The following is an 18367-nucleotide window of genomic DNA, read 5'->3' on the forward strand; positions in this document are numbered from 1 at the left end:
GCAGATGGCCTGCGGCACGACCGGCCCATGAAACGCGCGCTCGTCACCGGCTCGGCCGGGTTCATTGGCTACCACCTGTCGAAGCTCCTGCTCGAACGCGGCTGGCAGGTCACGGGTCTCGACGTCTTTTCGGATTACTACGACGTCGGGTTGAAGCGCCGCCGCCACGAGATGCTGGCGGGCCCGGCCTTCGCCGAGGTCGAGGCCAGCGTGGCGACGCCGGGTCGCGTGCGCGACCTGATGGCCGAGGAACGCCCCGATGCGGTGATCCACCTCGCCGCGCAGGCGGGCGTGCGCTACTCCATCGATGCGCCCCGCGAATACGTGGAGGCGAACCTCGACGGCACCTTCGAGGTGCTGGAGGCGGCGCGGGCGACCAAGCCGTCGCACCTTCTGATGGCCTCGACCTCTTCGGTCTATGGGGCCGGCACCGACATGCCGTACCGCGAAACGATGAAGGTCGACACGCAGCTGTCGTTCTATGCCGCCACCAAGAAGGCGAACGAGGCGATGGCGCACAGCTACGCCCATCTCTACGGCATCCCGACGACGATGTTCCGCTTCTTCACGGTCTACGGACCCTGGGGGCGGCCCGATATGGCGCCCTTCAAGTTCGTCCGGGCCGTGCTCGCCGACGCGCCCATCGACGTCTACAACCACGGCCGGATGCGCCGCGATTTCACCTATGTCACGGACCTCGTGGAAGGCATTGCCGACCTCATCGACGTGCCGCCGGGCACCGAGCCCGTCTCCGCGCGCGACAGTCTGAGCCCGGTCGCGCCGCACCGGATCGTCAACATCGGCAACGGCGAGACCATCGAGCTCGGCCGCTTCATCGAGGCGATCGAGGCGGCAACCGGCAAAACCGCGCGGCGCAACCTGATGGACATGCAGCCGGGCGATGTCGGCGCGACGTGGGCGGATACCGGGCTTCTGACCGACCTGCTGGGCCGTCCGCTGCGGCGCACCTCCGTCGAGGACGGCATGCGCGCCTTTGTCGAATGGTACAGGGCCGAATACGGCGGGGCGGCCGAGAGCCGCTAGCGGGCGCGGCACCGGAGCCCCCGCCGTCACCAATCCGACCACGGGAGCGACAGACCTCGCCACGCCGGAAACGGAGTTCACCTTTTGGCAATGGATGGCGCGCAGAAGCGCTTCGAGCCATCTCGACAGCGTCGGTGAAAATCGGGCATGGCGCCCGTATTCGCGACCACGAAGCAATCACGACGAAGAGGTCTTCCAATGCGCATCGCAATGATCGGTACGGGCTATGTCGGCCTCGTCTCGGGCGTCTGCTTCTCCGATTTCGGGCACGAGGTAATCTGCGTGGACCGGGATCCGAAGAAGATCGAGATGCTCGAGGCCGGCCGCGTGCCGATTTTCGAGCCGGGCCTCGACGACCTGATGGCGCGCAATGTCGGCGCCGGGCGCCTGTCCTTCACCACCAGCCTGAAGGAGGCCGTCGCCGGCGCGGACGCGGTGTTCATCGCCGTCGGCACGCCCACGCGGCGCGGCGACGGGCATGCCGATCTCAGCTACGTCATGGCCGCCGCGGCCGAGATCGCCGAGGCGCTGACGGGCTATGCCGTTATCGTCACCAAGTCGACCGTTCCCGTGGGCACCAACCGCAAGGTGGCCGAGGCCGTCCGCGCGTCCAACCCGGATGCCGAGTTCGACGTCGCCTCCAACCCCGAATTCCTTCGTGAAGGCGCGGCCATCGACGACTTCATGCGGCCCGACCGCATCGTGGTCGGGGTCGAGACCGAGCGTGCCGAACAGGTCATGTCGGAGATCTACCGGCCCCTCTATCTTCGCGACTTCGCGATCATGGTGACCGACCTCGAATCCGCGGAGATGATCAAGTACGCGGCGAACGCCTTTCTCGCGACCAAGATCACCTTCATCAACGAAATCGCCGCCCTTTGCGAACGCGTCGGCGCCGACGTGAAGAAGGTCTCCAAGGGGATGGGTCTCGACGGGCGGATCGGCAACAAGTTCCTTCATGCGGGGCCGGGCTACGGCGGCTCCTGCTTTCCGAAGGACACCGCGGCGCTCGCCCGGATCGGGCAGGAGCACGCGGTGCCGATGCGCATCACCGAGGCGGTGATTCAGGTCAACGACGGCGTGAAGGCCCGCATGGTCGAGAAGCTGCGCGATCTCTGCGACGGCTCCTTCAACCGCAAGACGGTCGCCGTGATGGGCGTCACCTTCAAGCCGAACACCGACGACATGCGCGAGGCGCCGAGTCTCACCATCGTGCCCGCCCTCGTGGGCGGCGGCGCCAAGGTCCGGGTGGTCGATCCCGAAGGGCGGCGCGAGGGCGAGGCGCTGCTGCCCGGGGTCGAATGGATGGAGGATCCCTACGAGGCCGCGCGCGACGCCGACCTGATCGTGCTCCTGACCGAGTGGAACGAGTTCCGCGCGCTCGACCTTTCGCGCATCGCGGGCGACATGCGGACGGCACGGATGGCGGATCTGCGCAACATCTACTCGCACCAGGTTGCGAAGGAAGCCGGGTTCGAGGGGTATGACGCCGTCGGGCGCTGATCTGCGCCTGTGCGAATCCTCTTCGTCCACCAGAACATGCCCGGCCAGTACCGGGAGCTTCTGGCGTGGCTGGTCGGGCAGGGCGGACACGAACTCGTCTTCCTGACGCAGCGCCGGGACCATCCCGAGGTCGCCGGGGTGCGCAAGGTCGTCTACCGTCCGCATCATCGCCCGGCGAAGGACGCCTACGGCCTTTCCAGGGTCTGGGAGGACGCCGCCGGCACCGGCTACGGCGCGGCGCAGGCGATGGCCGGGCTGCGCGACGCGGGCTTCGTGCCCGACATCGTCATCGGCCATACCGGATGGGGCGAGCTTCTGTTCGCCAAGCAGGTCCTGCCGGACGTCCCGGTGCTGGGCTTCTTCGAATACTATTACCGCGCCGAGGGCGGCCCGGTCGGCTTCGACCCCGAGGAGCCGCCGGGCGCGACCGCGCCGTTCCTGCTCGCGGCGCGGAACGCCGTCCCGAACAGCTCGATCCAGGCCGTCGATCGCGGCATCTGTCCGACGTTCTGGCAGCGCGACACCTTTCCCGCCGCCTTCCGCGACCGGCTTTCCGTCTGCCACGACGGCATCCGCACCGACCGGCTGGGCCCGAATCCGGGCGCGACGCTCAACCTCGGGCGGGCGGGGCGGCTTTCGCGCGACGACGAGATCGTCACCTACGTCGCCCGCAACATGGAGCGGACCCGCGGCTTTCACGTTCTGATGCGCGCGCTGCCGGCGATCCAGGCTGCGCGCCCGGCGGCCCGCATCCTGATCGTCGGCGGCTCGGGCACGTCCTACGGCCGGTCGAGCGGGATGGAGGGCGGTTTCCGTGCCGAGCTCGAGCGGGAGGTCGGCCACCTCGTCGACTGGGACCGCGTGCATTTCCTGGGCCGCGTGCCCTACGAGGCGTTCCGGACGATCGTGCAGCTCGGGCGGTGCCACATCTACCTGACGATGCCCTTCGTGCTCTCCTGGTCGCTTCTGGAGGCGATGGCGATGGAGGCCACGATCGTCGCCTCCGACGTGGCGCCGGTGCGCGAGGTGATGCGCGACGGGGAAACCGGGCGGCTCGTCGATTTTCACGACCCGGCGGCGCTCGCGGGGGCCGTGACGGAGGTGCTGGCCCGTCCGGAGGCGCATGCCGGCCTCGGTCCCGCGGCCCGCGCGCATGTCGTGGCGAACTACGACTTCCTCACCGCCTGCCTGCCGCGGCAGATCGCGGAGATCAACGCGCTGGTGCCGCCGGAGCGCCGCCTGCAACCTTGAAGCGCGGACGATGCGCTTCGTGGCGCGATGCGGCCGGGCTCGCGCCGCGCGGCCGTCCTTCCCCGTGCGAGTTGCGCCGCTCGGGCGGCCCGCGTATCTGCCGCCCATGAACGATGCCTTTGAGACCGGACGAGAGGTGCTGCGGACCGAGGCCGCGGCCTTGCAGGCGCTGGCCGACGACATGCCGTCCGGCTTCGCGGCGGTGGTCGACCTGATCGCCGCGGCGACGGGCCGGGTGATCGTCACCGGCATCGGCAAGTCCGGTCACATCGCCCGCAAGGTGGCCGCCACGATGGCATCCACCGGAACGCCCGCGCTTTTCGTCCATCCGGCCGAGGCGAGCCACGGCGACATGGGGATGATCGGCGCGGACGACGTTGTCCTGATGCTGTCCAACTCGGGCGAGGCGGTGGAGCTGCGCGACATCATCGCCCATACCCGCCGCTTCGGCGTGCCGCTGATCGGGCTCTCCTCCCGCCCCGATTCGACCCTGATGCGGACGGCCGACCATCACCTCACGATCCCGGCCTTGCCGGAGGCCTGCGGGCTGGGCGTCGTGCCGACGACCTCCACCACGCTGACGCTGGGCCTGGGCGATGCGCTCGCCGTGGCGCTGCTGCGGCGCCGGAACTTCCGGGCGGAGGATTTCGGCGTGTTCCACCCCGGTGGCAAGCTCGGCGCGCAGATGGCGCGGATCTCGAGCCTGATGCATGCCGACGTGCCGTCCGTCCGGCCCGATACCCCGATGTCGGAGGTGCTGCTCACGATGACCTCGGGCGGCTTCGGCATCGCCGCCGTGATCGAGCGCGGGCGGCTCTTGGGCGTCATCACCGACGGCGACCTACGCCGCAACATGGCCCACCTGATGACGGAGCGGGCCGGCGATGTCGCCACGCGGACGCCGCTGACGATGCCGCCCGACGCGCTGGCCGCGCGCGCGCTGGCCGTGCTGAACGAACGCAAGCTCAACGTCCTCATCGTCGTGGAGGCGGACGCGCCGGTGGGCGTGCTCCATATCCACGACCTTCTTCGAGCGGGGGTCGCATGAAGACCGTCATCCTGATCCCGGCGCGCTATGCCTCCACCCGCTATCCCGGAAAACCTCTGGCCGAACTGCGCCAGCGGGACGGAACGACGAAACCGCTCATCCGGATGACCTGGGAGGCGGCGCAGGCGGTCGCGGGTGTCGACGCGATCCACGTGGCGACCGACGACGACCGCATCCGCGCCGCCTGCGAGGGGTTCGGCGCCTCCGTCCTGATGACCTCGCCCGCCGCCGCCAACGGGACCGAACGCTGTGCCGACGCGCTGGACCGCATCGAGGCCGACCTCGTCGTGAACCTGCAGGGGGACGCGCCGCTCACGCCGCCCTGGTTCGTGGAGGCGCTGATCGAACGGATGCGCACCGACCGGGAGGCCGCCGCCGCCACGCCGGTCCTGCGCTGCGACCGGCAGACCTACGAGATGTTCGTGGAGGACCGCCGCGCCGGCCGCGTGGGCGGCACCACCGCCGTCTTCGACCGGCTTGGCCACGGGCTCTATTTCTCGAAGGAATTGATCCCCTACATCGCGCCGGGCCGCGTGCCCGATCCGGTGCCCGTCTTTCACCATGTCGGCGTCTACGCCTACCGCCCCGACGCGCTGCGGGCCTATGCCGGCTGGCCGGAAGGCGTGCTGGAGGCGCGCGAAGGACTGGAGCAGCTTCGCTTCCTCGAGAACGGCGCGACCGTCGCCTGCGTCGAGGTCGAGGCGCGCGGCCGCGTCTTCTGGGAGCTCAACAATCCCGAGGACATCCCCCGCATCGAAGCCGTCCTTGAAGGAGCCTGAGCCATGGATCCCATCGCCTCGAACGTCGTGGACGTGGCCGGCATTCCGGTCGGCGGCAGCCATCCTTTCGTCCTGATCACCGGGCCCTGCCAGCTCGAATCGCTCGACCACGCCCGGATGATGGCGGAGCGCATCACCGCGGCCTGCGACGCGACCGGCACGCGGTTCGTCTTCAAGGCGAGCTACGACAAGGCCAACCGCTCCTCGATCGGCACGGCGCGGGGCTTGGGCATGGAGGAGGGGCTGCGCATCCTAGCTCAGATCCGGGACGAGTTCGGCTGCCCGGTCCTGACCGACGTGCATCTGCCGGACCATTGCGCGCCGGCGGCGCAGGTTTGCGACGTGCTGCAGATCCCGGCCTTTCTGTCGCGGCAGACCGACCTCCTGCTCGCCGCGGGCGAGACGGGACGCGTCATCAACGTCAAGAAGGGGCAGTTCCTCGCGCCGTGGGACATGGCCAACGTCGCGGCCAAGATCGAGAGCACGGGCAACCGGAACATCCTCCTCTGCGAGCGGGGGACGAGCTTCGGCTACAACACCCTCGTCAGCGATTTCCGCGGCCTGCCGGTGATGGAGCGGACCGGCTACCCGGTCGTCTTCGACGCCACCCATTCGGTGCAGCAGCCAGGCGGGCAGGGCGCCTCCTCGGGCGGGCAGCGGGAATTCGCCCCGGTGCTCGCGCGCGCGGCCTGCGCGGTGGGCGTTTCCGCGCTGTTCATCGAAACGCATCAGGATCCCGACACCGCCCCCTCCGACGGGCCGAACATGATTCCGATCGACCGGATGGAAGCGCTGATCGGCGAGCTGCGTGCTTTCGACGACCTGCGGAAAGGTCGCTGAGGCAACCGATCCCGCGCCCGTCGCGTTCGCCCGGAGCAGACCAGGGGCGCACATGTTCGAATGGATCACCGGCGCGATGGCGGCGGGCGGGTACTGGGCCGTCGCCGGACTGATGCTTTTCGAGAACGTCTTTCCGCCGATCCCCTCCGAGGTCGTCATGCCGCTCGCGGGCTTTCTCGCGGCGACGGGGGAGTTGTCGTTCCTCGGCGTCCTCGTCGCCGGCACGGTCGGCTCGGTCGCGGGCGCGACCTTCTGGTACTGGATCGGCCTGAAGCTCGGCGAGGACCGCCTGCGCCGCTTCGCCGCGCGCCACGGCCGATGGCTCACGATCTCATCGGAGGAGGTCGACCGCGCCTCGGCCTGGTTCCTGCGGCACGGCACCTGGGCGATCCTGATCGGGCGTATCCTGCCGGGGCTCCGGACGTTGATCTCGGTCCCCGCCGGGGTCGCGCGGATGCCGCTCCTGCCGTTCCTGCTCTACACGACGCTGGGCAGCGTGGTCTGGATCGCCGGGCTGACCGTGCTCGGCTACGTGCTCGAGGCGCAGTACGAGCGCGTGGCCGGCTGGATCGACCCTGTCAGCTGGATCGTCGTCGGCGCACTGGTCGCGGTTTATATCTGGCGGCTTGTCAGGCAGGCGCGCGACTAGGCGGGTTCGCGTCGCGCGGGATTTCGGCGGCCGTCCAGTCCGTCACCTCCGGGTAGTGCCGCCGCCGCCAGGCGCGCACCCGCGGGTTCATCGCCCGGCGCCAGAGCGGGGGCATCATCGCCAGCGCCGTCATCACCGGATAGCCGGCGGGAAGCTGCGGCGCCTCGGTCTTGTCGTAGGTTTGCAGCAGCGGGAACGGCCGGTCGGGCCGGACATGGTGATCGGAATGGCGCTGCAGGTTGATGAGCATCCAGTTCGACGCCCGCTTCGCCGAGTTCCACGAGTGATGCGGCCGGACCGGTTCGTACCGTCCGTCCGCCAGCGTGCGCCGGGACAGGCCATAATGCTCGACATAATTCACGAGTTCCAGCTGCCAGATCGCCGTGGCCGCCTGCACCGCGAAGAGCGCGAGCCCCAGCCAGCCGCCGGCGAGCGCGGCCAGCGCGAGCGCCGTGCCCTGCAACGCGGCGTAACGCCAGAACGGGTTCGCCCGATGGCGCGCCGGCCGGCCCCGGCGGGCCAGCATCGCCGCCTCCGCCCGCCAGGCCGAGACCGGGCCGGCCAGAACGACGCGGGGCAGGAACCGGTGGAACCCCTCGTTGTAGCGCGCGGTGGCCGCGTCGCGCGGCGTGCCGACGAAGCGATGGTGGACCAGCAGGTGCTCGGAGCGGAAATGCGAATAAAGCACCATCGCCAGCAGCACGTCGCCGAGCCAGCGGTCGAGCCGCGGCCGGCGGTGCACCAGCTCGTGCGCGTAGTTGATGCCGATGGTGCCGGACACGACCCCCATCCCGAAGAACAGCCCCCACATCTCCGGTGCGGAGAGGTGCGTGGTCCGGGTGGCGTAGAAGATGAGCCCGTAAAGCGTCGCGACCTGCACCGGCGCCCAGATCAGCGTGATCGCCCGGTACCAGCCGAGCGCGTCGTCGCCGGTCGCCGGATCGGCGTTCCGCGCCTCCTCCCCCGTGATCGCGTCGAGGAGCGAGAACAGGCCCCAGGCGTAGACCGGCACCGCCGCGACCCACCAGCCGCCGAGCACCGCGCCGATCCAGATCACCGGCACCATGGTGAGCGAGCTCCAGAACGGCAGCGCCGCCACGGGGGAGCGTAGATGGGCGTCGGGGATCATCGTCATCGCGCCTGTTTCCGGGGTCAATAGTTAACGCAAGGTTACCGCGTCGCCCCATCCTGTCTCAAGACTTCTTCGGCCAGAGCGCGAGAGCCTTGGCGAAGAGCGTGGGCAGGCTGCGCGGATCGAGCGCCCCCCACCGGCCCCGGTCCGGGTTGCCGGAGGCTTCGGTGGCGTGGACGTCGAGCGTCAGGCCGAAATGCGTGAAGCCGTGGCGGACCTCTCCGATCCGCCGCCAGGGTGCGGCGAAGGGCGGCGCCTCCCTCGGCGCGTCGCTCCACTCCGAGGTCGGAAAGGCCAGCATCCCGCCAAGCAGGCCGGAACCGGGCCGCGTTTCCACCAACCAGTCCGTGCCGCGCCGGGCGAGATAGACATGGCCGCGCCGCTCCGGCTTCGCGGCCTTGGGCGCCTTGCGCGGCAGCGTTCCGGCGATCCCCGCCGCGCGGCCCGCGCAATCCGCCGCGAGCGGGCAAAGCATGCAGGCGGGCGAGCGGGGCGTGCAGATCGTCGCGCCAAGATCCATCATCGCCTGCGCGTGGTCGCCCGGCCGGTCGGCGGGGGTCATCTCCGCCGCGACGACCCGGATTTCCGGTCGCGCCGCCGGCAGCGGCGTCTCGATGGCGGCGAGCCGGGACACGACGCGCTCCACGTTGCCGTCCACCACGACGGCCGGTTCCCCGAACGCGATCGCCGCGACGGCCGCCGCCGTGTAGGGGCCGATGCCGGGCAGGGCGCGCAGCCCCGCCTCCGTCTCGGGAAAGCGCCCGCCATGCTCGGCCACGACGACGCGCGCGCATTTCAGGAGGTTGCGCGCCCGCGCATAATAGCCAAGGCCGGCCCAGGCCGCCATCACCGCCCCGTCCTCGGCGGCGGCAAGATCGGCGACGCCGGGCCAGGTCGCGGTGAAGGTCGCATAATAGCTTCGCACCGCGGCCACCGTGGTTTGCTGCAGCATCACCTCGCTCAACCAGACGCGGTAGGGGTCGGCGCGACGGTCGGCCCCTGGCGGGACCCGCCACGGCAGGTCGCGCGCCTGCACGTCGTACCAGGCGAGCAGCGCCTCGCTCCGCGGATCACGCATAAATGTTCTCGCCCCTGTTTCCCGGCCCCCGCCGTCATGTAGGCTCCGCGCGAGCAACGAGGAACCCCGGCCCCCATGACCCGATTCCGCAAGTCCGCGCGCCGCGTCTCCGCTCTGGTCGAAAGCGATGTCCGCCGTCTGGGCGAGCGGCGGGGCTTTTCCGAGACGCGGCTGCTGACGCATTGGGCGGAGATCGTCGGCGCGGAGGCCGCGGCGATGAGCCGCCCGGTCAAGGTGTCCTTCCCGCGCGGCGGCTTCGGCGCCACGCTGACGCTGCTGACCACGGGGGCGCAGGCGCCGATGCTGCAGATGATGCTGCCGCGCTTGAAGGAACGGGTGAACGCCTGCTACGGCTATTCCGCCATCAGCCGCATCGACGTGACCCAGACGGCGCCCACCGGCTTCGAGCAGGGGCAGGTGGCGTTCTCGGCGCGTCCGAAGGCGCCGAAGGAGCCGCCGCCCGAGGCGGTCGAGCGCGCGCGTCCCCTCGCGGAGGGCGTGGGGGACGAGGCGCTGCGCCGGTCGCTTGAACGGCTCGGAGCCAACATCATATCGAAACGAGGCGCCTGATCGGGCGCGACCAGACGGAGACCACGATGATCACGCGACGCAGAGCCCTGACCTATACCGCCACTGGACTGGCGCTCGCCGGCCTGCAGGGCATCCTGCCTCTCGGCCTGGCGGGTGCGGCCCGGGCGCAGGACAGCGGGATCGAGGATATCACGCTGGGCGACGCGGACGCGCCGGTGAAGGTCGTCGAATATGCGAGCTACACCTGCCCGCATTGCGCGAGCTTCCACAACGACACGTTCAAGGCGTTTCGGACGGAATACATCGACACCGGCAAGGTGCACTTCACCTACCGCGAGGTGTATTTCGACCGCTACGGCCTTTGGGCGTCGATGATCGCCCGCTGCGCCGGGCCGGACCGCTATTTCGGCGTTTCGGACCTGCTTTATTCGAGCCAATCAGACTGGGCGCGGCAAGGCGATCCGGCCGACGTCGCGGCGAGCCTGAAGCGCATCGGCGCGCAGGCGGGTCTTTCGGCGGAGCAGGCGGATGCCTGCCTGCAGGACGCCGAAAAGGCGCAGGCGCTGGTGAACTGGTACGAGGAGAACGCGGCGGCGGACAACATCCGATCGACCCCGTCCTTCCTGGTCGACGGCGAGCTGCATGCGGGCAACCTGAGTCTCGAGCAGATCGGCGCGTTGGTCGACGACGCGAGCTGAGCCACGAAGGTCGAGGCGCTTCGCGTCGGCGTCACGCCCGCTACCTGGGGGCGCTCTTCGTGGCTGAGGCTTCGGGAACGGTCGCGAAGCCTAGAGCCCGATCCGGGCCAGTGCCGCATCGAGCGGCGCCTCGTCCTCGATCTCTAGCCGCACGGGCAGCGTCAGCACCCGGCCGCGTAGCGCGGGGGGCAGGCGCACCGCGTCCTTTTCCGTCGTGACCGGCTGGGCCGAAAGCTTCGCCGCCCGCTCCCCCAGCCGCCGCAGGAGCGCCGGCGTCAGCGGTTGGTGGTCCGCGAGCGCCTCCGTTCCCCGCAGTTCCACACCGAGCGTGCGCAGCGTGTCGAAGAACTTCTCCGGCCGCCCGATCCCGGCAAAGGCGAAGACCGGCAGGCCCGCCCAGTCCATCCCTGTCCTGAGCGGCACCAGATATCCCCGGAGCCGCGGCGGATCCTCGGGCAGGGCGACCGCGCCGTCGCCGATCGTGAGCGTGAGATCCGCCCGCGCCAAGCCGGCCGCGACAGGCTCGCGGAGGGGGCCGGCCGGGATCACCCGCCCGTTGCCGAACCCCGCCCCGGCATCCACAACCACGATGGAGAGGTTCTTCACCAGCGCGGGGTTCTGGAACCCGTCGTCGAGAATCACCGCCTGCGCCCCGGCTTCGACCGCCGCCCGCGCCCCGGCCGCCCGGTCCTTCGCCACCCAGGTCGGCGCGAAGGCCGCGAGGAGGAGCGGCTCGTCCCCGACCTCCGCCGCCTCGTGCCGGGCGATATCGACCTGCACCGGCCCCTCGAGCCGTCCGCCATGCCCGCGAGAGACGATATGCGCGGCGACGTTCCGGTCCCGCAGGCGTTGGGCCAGCGCAATCACCGTGGGCGTCTTGCCTGCCCCGCCGGCCGTGAGGTTGCCGACACAGATCACCGGCACGCTCAGGCGCGCGCCCTCGCGCGCGACCCGGCGGGCGGTGCCGCGGGCATAGAGGGCGCCCAGCGGCGACAACAGGCCGGACAGCAGGCCCGGCGGCCGCGACCAGAAGCCGGGCGCCTTCATCAGTCGACGCCGTCGAGCATCGCGAAGAGCAGATCCATCGCTTTCTCGGTCACCTCCGCCCCTTCGGAACAGACGCCCCAGGCGGCGTGGGCCATACGTGCGGTCACGTCCGGCTCCAGCACCTCGGCCAGCGTTGGGCCGAGCGTCTCCGCCGTGACCTTCCGGCTGGCCGCGACGGCCCGCAAACGGTCGTAGATGTCGGCGAAGTTTGCGATCTCCGAGCCGTGCAGGATGGCGCTGCCGAGGGCGGCGGGCTCGAACGGGTTGTGCCCGCCCACATCCACCAGCGAGCCGCCGACGAAGCTTGCGGTGCAGATGCGGTACCAGAGGCCCATCTCGCCCATCGTGTCGGCGAGGTAGATCTGCGTTTCCGGCGTGATCACCTCCCCGGCGGAGCGCTGCGCCACGCGCCAGCCGTCGTCGCGCAGCGCCGTCACGATGGCGGGTGCGCGGTCGGGATGGCGCGGCGCGATCACGAGGAGGAGCTTGTGCCAGGAACGGAGCGCGGTGCGGTGCGCCTCCGCGGCCAGCGCCTCCTCGCCCTCATGGGTCGAGGCGGCGAGCCAGCAAGGCCGCCCGCCGAGCGTGCCGGCGATGCGAACCCGCTCCGCCTCGTCATGGGGCAGGGCGCCCGAGCCTTCCTTCAGCGTGCCGGTCACCTCCAGCCGCTGGGCCGGCAGGCCGAGCGACAGGAGCCGGTCGGCAGTCGCGCCTTCCTGCGCGTGGACATGCGCGATCCGGCGCAGAAGCCGCCGCGAAGCGCCCCGCGCGAACCGCCAGCGGCGATAGGCGCGCTCGGTCATCCGGGCGTTGATCATCGCCAGCGGAATGCCGCGCGTCGCCGTCTCGTGGATCAGCGCGGGCCAGATCTCCCCTTCGGCCAGAACGGCGATATCTGGCCGCCAGTGATCGAGGAAGCGACGCATCCAGGATCGCAGGTCGAGCGGCACGTATTGGTGGATCGTGCGCGCCGGCAGGCGCCCGGCCAGGACCTGCGCCGAAGTCACCGTGCCCGTGGTCAAGAGGAACGACAGCTCCGTGCGCTCCTCCCCCATGCGGCGGATCATCTCCAGAAGCGACACGCTTTCGCCCACGCTCGCCGCATGGAGCCAGATCAGCGGTCCGTCCGGCCTGTCCGTCGAGGCGATCCCCCGACGCTCGTCCAGACGCGCGGCATCCTCCTTGCCCTCGGCCAGACGGCGCGCGAGCAACCGCTCCCCGTGCCTCTCGGCACGGTCGGACCAGAACAGATACGCCCCGAGAACGGGAGACGGGGACATCTCGGTCAGCCGAGCTCCTCGGTCGGAGAGGCCGCGGCCTCCTCGTCGCGCAGGCGGTGGATATGGGCGATGAAGTAGCGCATGTGGGCGTCGTCCACGGTGCGCTGCGCCGCCGCCTTCCACGCGTCGTAGGCGGAGGCGTAGTCGGGGAACATGCCCACGATGTCGATCTGATCGACATCGGTGAACTGCGTCGAGCTCGGGTTCACGAGCTCGCCGCCGAAGACGAGATGCAGGCGTTGGACCATCGGGGCTCTCCTATGTCTGTGGTCCGGCTGTAACCGGTCCGCCGCGCGGGTTGAAGGTCAGAACAGCCGGTCGAGCAGCGCGTCGGCCACGCGCGGGGTTCCGGCGACCACCCCGTCGAGCCGGGGCTCCGGATTGTTGAACCGCAAGGCCCCGCCATGCCGGTCCGCCACCCGGCCCCCGGCTTCCGCCACGAGCAGGGCGCCGGCGGCGATGTCCCATTCCCAGGCCGGGCGGAGCGTCACCATCGCGTCGAAACGCCCCTCGGCCACCAGCGCGAGGCGGTAGGCCAGCGAGGAACGGAAGTTGCGCGCGATGGGCGGCAGCCCGCCCTTCCAATGCGCGTCGGCGAAGTTGGCACGCGTGCCGAGGACCTCCGCCCCGTCGAGCCGGTCCCGCCCGCTGACCGCGATGTCCGTCCCGTTCCGGGTGGCGCCGAGGCCGCGGGCCGCGAGATAGAGGTCGTCCTTCATCGGCAGGTGAATCGCCGCGGCGAGCGGCACGCCATCCTCGACGACGCAGAGGGAATGGCTGAAGTTCTCGGAGCCTTCCATGAAGGCGCGCGTGCCGTCGATCGGGTCGACGACGAAGACCCGCGCGCGGCCTTGCCGCGCCGGCCCGTCCGGAGTTTCCTCCGAGAGCCAGCCGTAATCGGGCCGCGCCGCGCCGAGCCGGTCGCGCAGCATGGCATCGACGGCGAGGTCGGCCTCCGTCACCGGGCCCTGTCCGTCGCCCTTGTCCCAGCTTTCGGGGTCGCGCCCGAAATGACGGCGCGCGATCTCGCCCGCCGCGCGCGCCGCCTCGGCCAGAAGCGCGCGGTCGGCGGCGGCGTCAGGCGCCGGCAATCGTGAGGCCTTCGACGAGGAGCGACGGAACCTGACGGCTGACATGGCGGCGCGCGTCGTTGGCCGGGATGATCGAGCGCAGCATCGGGCGCAGGTTGCCCGCGATGGTGCATTCGTTGACCGGCCGCACGATCTCTCCGTTCTCGACCCAGAAGCCGGAGGCGCCGCGGGAATAGTCGCCGGTGGTGGCGGAGATCGACGAACCGATCATCGAGGTGACGAGGAGCCCGGTGCCCATCTCCGCGAGAAGGTCCGCGCGCGTGCGCGTGCCGGACGTCAGGAGGACGTTCGACGGCGCGGGGGAGGGAGAGGAGGCCGCGCTGCGCCCGGCATTGCCGGTGCTGGTCATGCCGAGCTTGCGGGCGGTGCGCAGATCGAGGATCCAGCCCTGCAGCACGCCGTCCGACACGATCTTCCACGGCTCGACCGGCAGGCCCTCGTCGTCGAAGGGCTGGCTGCGCATCAGGCGGGGCAGGGTCGGGTCGTCGAGCAGCGCGAGGCCGGCGGGCAGCACCGGCTCCCCGAGCGCGTCGTGCAAGAAGGTCGCGCCGCGGGCCACGGCGCGACCGTTCACCGCGCCGAGCAGGTGGCCGATCAGCTGCCCCGCCACGCGCTCGTCGTAGACCACGGGCCAGGCGCCGGTCGGCGGCTTCGAGGCGCCGAGATTGGCGATCGTCCGCTCGCCCGCGATGCGCCCGACATCCTCCGGCGCGTCGAGGTCGGCGCGGTGCACCCGGCCGTCGCCGTAGTAATCCCGCTCCATGCCGGTGCCTCGCCCGGCAATGGCGACGCAGCCGATCGAGGTCTGCGTACGGCCGTAGCCGCCGGAGAACCCGTTCGTCATCGCGGCATGGAACCGCGTCTCGTGGTAGCCCGCGCCGGCTTCGGAGACCTGTGAGACACCCCGCACGTCAAGCGCCGCAGCCTCCGCCCGAAGCGCCATCTCCTGAAGCTCCGCAGGGAGGGGGACCGGTGCCGGGTCCATGAGGTCGAGCGCCTCCGCGTCCCATCCGGCCGCGAGCTGGTCGGGGTCGGCAAGCCCGGAGAACGGATCCTCCGGCGCCTCGCGGGCCATCGCCACGACGCGCTCCGCCATCCGTTCGAGCGTCGCGGGCGCGGCGTCGGAGGCGGAGACGATCGCCTGCCGGTGGCCGAGAAACACGCGCAGGCCGATCTCGATGCCCTCGGCGCGTTCCGCCTTCTCGAGCCGGCCGCCCTGCACCGCCAGGTCGATGGCCTTCGTCTCGGCCACGACCGCGTCGGCGGCGTCGGCGCCGGCCCGCCGCGCGACGTGGAGAAGCTGGTCCGTCAGTCGGGGCAGGTCGGTCATGTGTCGCTCGCGATCGTGGGCTGCGTTTCGCAGGTAGCCCCGGGCCGCGGCGGGAACAAGGGCGCCCCCCGGACGCGGTCAGCGCAGCGGCAGGCCGTTCGCGAGGATGCCGCCGTCCTCGTCGAACACGATCGTGGATTCGAGCTGGTCCTCGCCCACCTGGTCGGCCACCACGCCCGACATGCCCTTGACGAAGGCCGCCTGCTCCGCCGGGATCAGTCCGAGCGCGACGAGCCGGTCGATCAGCGCGAACCCCCCGTCGAGGGCAAGCTCGATCGTGCCGACCGGCATGGTCGGGTCGAGGGTCGGGAAGTCGAGCGTGCCCGAGCCGCGCAGCACCGCGCCCACAGCGTCGAGCAGGACTTCGTTCAGCGTGAGCGACGTCAGCGTGCCCGGCGGGCCGGCGAGGTTCGCGAAGGCGTCCGGACCGCCGAACAGGTCCACGCTCATCTCCGCGGTCCCGTCAACATCCGCCACCAGCGTCGCCGGATCGCGCGGCAGCTGCCCCGTCGGGTCGACGAGGCCCCAGACCGCGTCGTCGATGACGAGATCGCGCAGCGTCAGGTCGAGCCCGAACGGCGCCTCGGTCCCGGTCTCCGCCAGCGGCAAGGTCACGCCGGAGCTCGCCTCCGACATCGTGACCTCGACCGGAACGGGGAAGTTCGGCAGGGCGAGCGTCATGGCGTTGTTCGTGGTGCCGAGCAGATAGGACAGTGCGTCGCCCGTCAGCTCGAACGTGGCGCGGCCGGATTCGGACCGGCCCTCGATCCCGGTCGGGCCGCCGTCACCTGTCGTTTCCGGCTCCAGCCGGAGGGTGGCGCCCGCGTGACGAAGCTCGCCCGAATATGTGATGTTCGTGTCCGCGAGGCTCTCGACCGGCCCCTCGGGCATCGCGCCGTAATTGCCGGTGACCTCGCCCTCGATCCCCGTGGCCCCATAGGTCATGCTGTCGGGTGCGGAGGCCGTTCCGGCGGTAACCGTCAGCGCCTCCGCCTGCATCTCCTGTGCGAAGGCGTTCGGGTCGCCGTCGATCCCGGAGCGGTATTCGGAGGCGAGGCCCGACAGGCCGATCGTGAAGTTTTGCGGCGCGGGAAGGTCCGGATCGGAACTTTCGCCATCGCTCAGCTCGATCCGAAGCGTCTCGCCGTCGATGTCGTAAAGCCGCACGCCGTCGTCCTCGCTGACCACGACCGAGAGGCCCTCCTGCGAGAGCCGCATCGTCTGCGTCTGCGTGACGTCATCGACGGTGGACGTCGTCTCTGTCTCGACCACCTCCTCGAGGCCGATCTCGACGTCGCCGTTTGCCGTTTCCGTCAGGGTCACGTCGCCGTAATTCGACCGGCTTTCCACGCCCCCGGCCGTACTGGTGGCGGTCACGTCGGTCAGCGTCAGCACGCCGCCCGCGTAATCCTCGGACCGGGCCTCGAGCGTGCCGCCGAACCGGGCGAAGACGTCCTGCCAGTCGGACCAGATCGTCTGCGCGTCGATATCGGCGGCGGCTCCGCCGGCGGTCGACAGCATCAGTACGGCGGCACCGGCAAAGGCATGTTTCGGCATGGTCGCGTTTCCTCTAGAAAGGTCGCGAACACATGATCCGACCCTGCCCGCAGGGTCAACGGGGGCATCCATGACCGATCTTACAGGCAAGACCATCCTCATCACCGGCGCGTCCCGCGGCATCGGCGCCGCGGCCGCGCGCGCCTTCGCGGAAGCCGGGGGCAACGTCGCGCTGCTGTCGCGCGGAACCGACGCGATCGCGGACCTCGCTGGCGAAATCGGGCCGAAGGCGCTCGCCATTCCCTGTGACGTGGCCCGCTGGACCGAGGTCGCCCGCGCGGTGGAAGCGACGGTGAACGCCTTCGGCGGGCTTGACGTCATCGTGAACAACGCGGGCATGATCGACCCGATCGCGGGCCTCGCGCAGGGGGAGCCGGACGCCTGGTCCGCCGCGATCGACGTGAACCTGAAAGGCGTCTACCACGGGATCCGCGCCGCGCTGCCGGTCATGCTGGGGCAGCGGTCGGGCACCGTCATCACGATCAGCTCCGGCGCGGCCAGCAATCCGCTTGAGGGCTGGTCGGCCTATTGCGCCTCCAAGGCGGGCGCGAAGATGCTGACCGATTGCCTGCACAAGGAGCACGGGCGCACGCTGCGGGTCATGGGCCTGTCGCCCGGCACGGTGGCCACGCAGATGCAGCGCGACATCAAGTCGAGCGGGATCGGCCCCGTCGCGCAGCTCGACTGGTCGGCGCATATCCCGCCCGAATGGGTGGCGCGGGCGCTGGTCTGGATGTGCGGACCCGAGGCCGACGACCTGCGCGGCACGGAGCTGTCGCTCAGGGACGAGGACCTGCGCGGGCGGATCGGGCTCGCGTGATCCGCGCTGCGCGCGCCGGCGATGTTCTCACGCTGACGCTCGACCGGCCCGCGAAGGCCAATGCGCTGACCACGGAGATGCTATCGACCTTGCTGGCGCATGTCCGGGGGGCGGGGGATCTCCGGCTGATGATCCTGACCGGGGCGGGCAACGCGGCGTTCAGCGCCGGCGCCGACCTGACGGAGATGCGCGGCGGCCTCGCCGACTCGCCCCTCTGGGAGGAAGTCTCGGGCGCCATCGAAGCGGCGTCCTGCCTGACCGTGGCCGCGCTGAACGGGACGCTGGCGGGCGGCGCCTTCGGCATGGCGCTGGCTTGCGACGTTCGGCTCGCGGTGCCGGGGGCCACGTTCTTCTATCCGGTCGCGCGGCTCGGTTTCCTGCCGCAACCCTCGGACCCGGTCCGGCTGGCCCGCCTCGTCGGCCCGGCTCGTGCGAAACTCGTCCTTGCCGGCGGGGCGCGGCTCGACGCGCCCGAGGCGCTGGCCTTCGGGCTGTTGGAACGAATCGTGGCGGACCCCGTGGCCGCCGCGCGCGACCTCGCGCCGGGAGCGGCCGCCCATGTTCGGGCGATCAAGACGATGGTGCCGTGACGGCGTTCGATCGACGGGCCATCCTGGCTATTCCCGCCGGCGGTACGCGGGCCGTCCCATCGCGCCGGACGCATGCTTCCGGTACGACGGCGGGGGCCG

Annotated in this window: 19 protein-coding genes; 11 read left to right on the plus strand and 8 right to left on the minus strand. The window is 70.8% G+C overall.

The genetic code is table 11. The features are described from left to right. Positions 1-27 precede the first annotated feature (27 nt). The 7 genes from Q1B08_RS07840 to Q1B08_RS07870 all read left to right on the plus strand — a co-directional run bounded on the left by Q1B08_RS07840 (position 28) and on the right by Q1B08_RS07870 (position 7114). The gene (locus Q1B08_RS07840) at positions 28-1044 is read left to right on the plus strand and encodes an NAD-dependent epimerase/dehydratase family protein (RefSeq protein ID WP_299816847.1); all 1017 of its coding nucleotides are present in this window, start codon (positions 28-30) and stop codon (positions 1042-1044) included. Positions 1045-1242: 198 nt separating this feature from the next. Further along, positions 1243-2547, plus strand: coding sequence for a UDP-glucose/GDP-mannose dehydrogenase family protein (locus tag Q1B08_RS07845; protein WP_299816849.1), 1305 nt, complete (start codon positions 1243-1245; stop codon positions 2545-2547). A gap of 9 nt (positions 2548-2556) precedes the next feature. Beyond that, positions 2557-3798 carry a glycosyltransferase family 4 protein gene (locus Q1B08_RS07850; protein ID WP_299816851.1) on the plus strand — a complete coding sequence of 414 codons (1242 nt, stop codon included), beginning with the start codon at positions 2557-2559 and terminating at the stop codon, positions 3796-3798. 106 nt (positions 3799-3904) lie between these two features. Further along, positions 3905-4846 carry a KpsF/GutQ family sugar-phosphate isomerase gene (locus Q1B08_RS07855; RefSeq protein ID WP_299816853.1) on the plus strand — a complete coding sequence of 314 codons (942 nt, stop codon included), beginning with the start codon at positions 3905-3907 and terminating at the stop codon, positions 4844-4846. Further along, positions 4843-5625 carry a manno-octulosonate cytidylyltransferase gene (locus Q1B08_RS07860; protein WP_299816855.1) on the plus strand — a complete coding sequence of 261 codons (783 nt, stop codon included), beginning with the start codon at positions 4843-4845 and terminating at the stop codon, positions 5623-5625. The genes Q1B08_RS07855 and Q1B08_RS07860 overlap by 4 nt, the downstream gene beginning before the upstream one ends. 3 nt (positions 5626-5628) lie before the next feature. Continuing rightward, a complete protein-coding gene (gene kdsA, locus Q1B08_RS07865) occupies positions 5629-6465 on the plus strand; it encodes a 3-deoxy-8-phosphooctulonate synthase (protein ID WP_299816857.1) in 837 nt (278 codons plus the stop codon). A 52-nt stretch (positions 6466-6517) separates the two neighbouring features. Next, a complete protein-coding gene (locus Q1B08_RS07870) occupies positions 6518-7114 on the plus strand; it encodes a DedA family protein (protein WP_299816859.1) in 597 nt (198 codons plus the stop codon). On the opposite strand, the gene Q1B08_RS07875 is transcribed toward Q1B08_RS07870, so the two are convergent. After that, positions 7095-8249, minus strand: coding sequence for an alkane 1-monooxygenase (locus Q1B08_RS07875; protein ID WP_299816861.1), 1155 nt, complete (start codon positions 8247-8249; stop codon positions 7095-7097). The two genes, Q1B08_RS07870 and Q1B08_RS07875, sit on opposite strands and share 20 nt — an antisense overlap. Before the next feature lie 58 nt (positions 8250-8307). Continuing rightward, positions 8308-9324, minus strand: coding sequence for an A/G-specific adenine glycosylase (locus Q1B08_RS07880; protein WP_299816863.1), 1017 nt, complete (start codon positions 9322-9324; stop codon positions 8308-8310). Between the two features lie 75 nt (positions 9325-9399). Between Q1B08_RS07880 and Q1B08_RS07885 the strand changes: the two genes are divergently transcribed. After that, positions 9400-9894, plus strand: coding sequence for a DciA family protein (locus tag Q1B08_RS07885; RefSeq protein ID WP_299816865.1), 495 nt, complete (start codon positions 9400-9402; stop codon positions 9892-9894). A 26-nt stretch (positions 9895-9920) separates the two neighbouring features. After that, positions 9921-10553 (plus strand): DsbA family protein, encoded by a 633-nt coding sequence (locus Q1B08_RS07890; RefSeq protein WP_299816867.1) that lies wholly within the window; start codon positions 9921-9923, stop codon positions 10551-10553. A gap of 90 nt (positions 10554-10643) precedes the next feature. Here the strand turns inward: Q1B08_RS07890 and lpxK are convergent, their stop codons facing one another. The 6 genes from lpxK to Q1B08_RS07920 all read right to left on the minus strand — a co-directional run bounded on the left by lpxK (position 10644) and on the right by Q1B08_RS07920 (position 16858). Beyond that, on the minus strand, positions 10644-11600 hold the full coding sequence (lpxK, locus tag Q1B08_RS07895) for a tetraacyldisaccharide 4'-kinase (protein WP_299816869.1): 957 nt from the start codon (positions 11598-11600) through the stop codon (positions 10644-10646). Next, on the minus strand, positions 11600-12880 hold the full coding sequence (locus Q1B08_RS07900; protein WP_299816871.1) for a glycosyltransferase N-terminal domain-containing protein: 1281 nt from the start codon (positions 12878-12880) through the stop codon (positions 11600-11602). The genes lpxK and Q1B08_RS07900 overlap by 1 nt, the downstream gene beginning before the upstream one ends. A 5-nt stretch (positions 12881-12885) precedes the next feature. Then, on the minus strand, positions 12886-13128 hold the full coding sequence (locus Q1B08_RS07905; RefSeq protein WP_299648236.1) for a DUF4170 domain-containing protein: 243 nt from the start codon (positions 13126-13128) through the stop codon (positions 12886-12888). Positions 13129-13185: 57 nt separating this feature from the next. After that, complete coding sequence (locus tag Q1B08_RS07910) at positions 13186-13971, minus strand: 3'(2'),5'-bisphosphate nucleotidase CysQ (RefSeq protein WP_299816873.1); 786 nt, start codon at positions 13969-13971, stop codon at positions 13186-13188. Beyond that, the gene (locus Q1B08_RS07915) at positions 13958-15301 is read right to left on the minus strand and encodes a metallopeptidase TldD-related protein (protein WP_299816875.1); all 1344 of its coding nucleotides are present in this window, start codon (positions 15299-15301) and stop codon (positions 13958-13960) included. The genes Q1B08_RS07910 and Q1B08_RS07915 overlap by 14 nt, the downstream gene beginning before the upstream one ends. A gap of 78 nt (positions 15302-15379) precedes the next feature. After that, positions 15380-16858: a hypothetical protein gene (locus Q1B08_RS07920; protein WP_299816876.1), complete on the minus strand. Its 1479-nt coding sequence runs from the start codon at positions 16856-16858 to the stop codon at positions 15380-15382. 70 nt (positions 16859-16928) lie between these two features. Between Q1B08_RS07920 and Q1B08_RS07925 the strand changes: the two genes are divergently transcribed. After that, a complete protein-coding gene (locus tag Q1B08_RS07925) occupies positions 16929-17678 on the plus strand; it encodes an SDR family NAD(P)-dependent oxidoreductase (RefSeq protein WP_299816877.1) in 750 nt (249 codons plus the stop codon). Continuing rightward, positions 17675-18268 (plus strand): enoyl-CoA hydratase/isomerase family protein, encoded by a 594-nt coding sequence (locus Q1B08_RS07930; RefSeq protein ID WP_299816878.1) that lies wholly within the window; start codon positions 17675-17677, stop codon positions 18266-18268. The genes Q1B08_RS07925 and Q1B08_RS07930 overlap by 4 nt, the downstream gene beginning before the upstream one ends. Positions 18269-18367: the final 99 nt, after the last annotated feature.

It is taken from the genome of uncultured Jannaschia sp. (genome assembly GCF_947494025.1).
Lineage (GTDB): Bacteria > Pseudomonadota > Alphaproteobacteria > Rhodobacterales > Rhodobacteraceae > Jannaschia.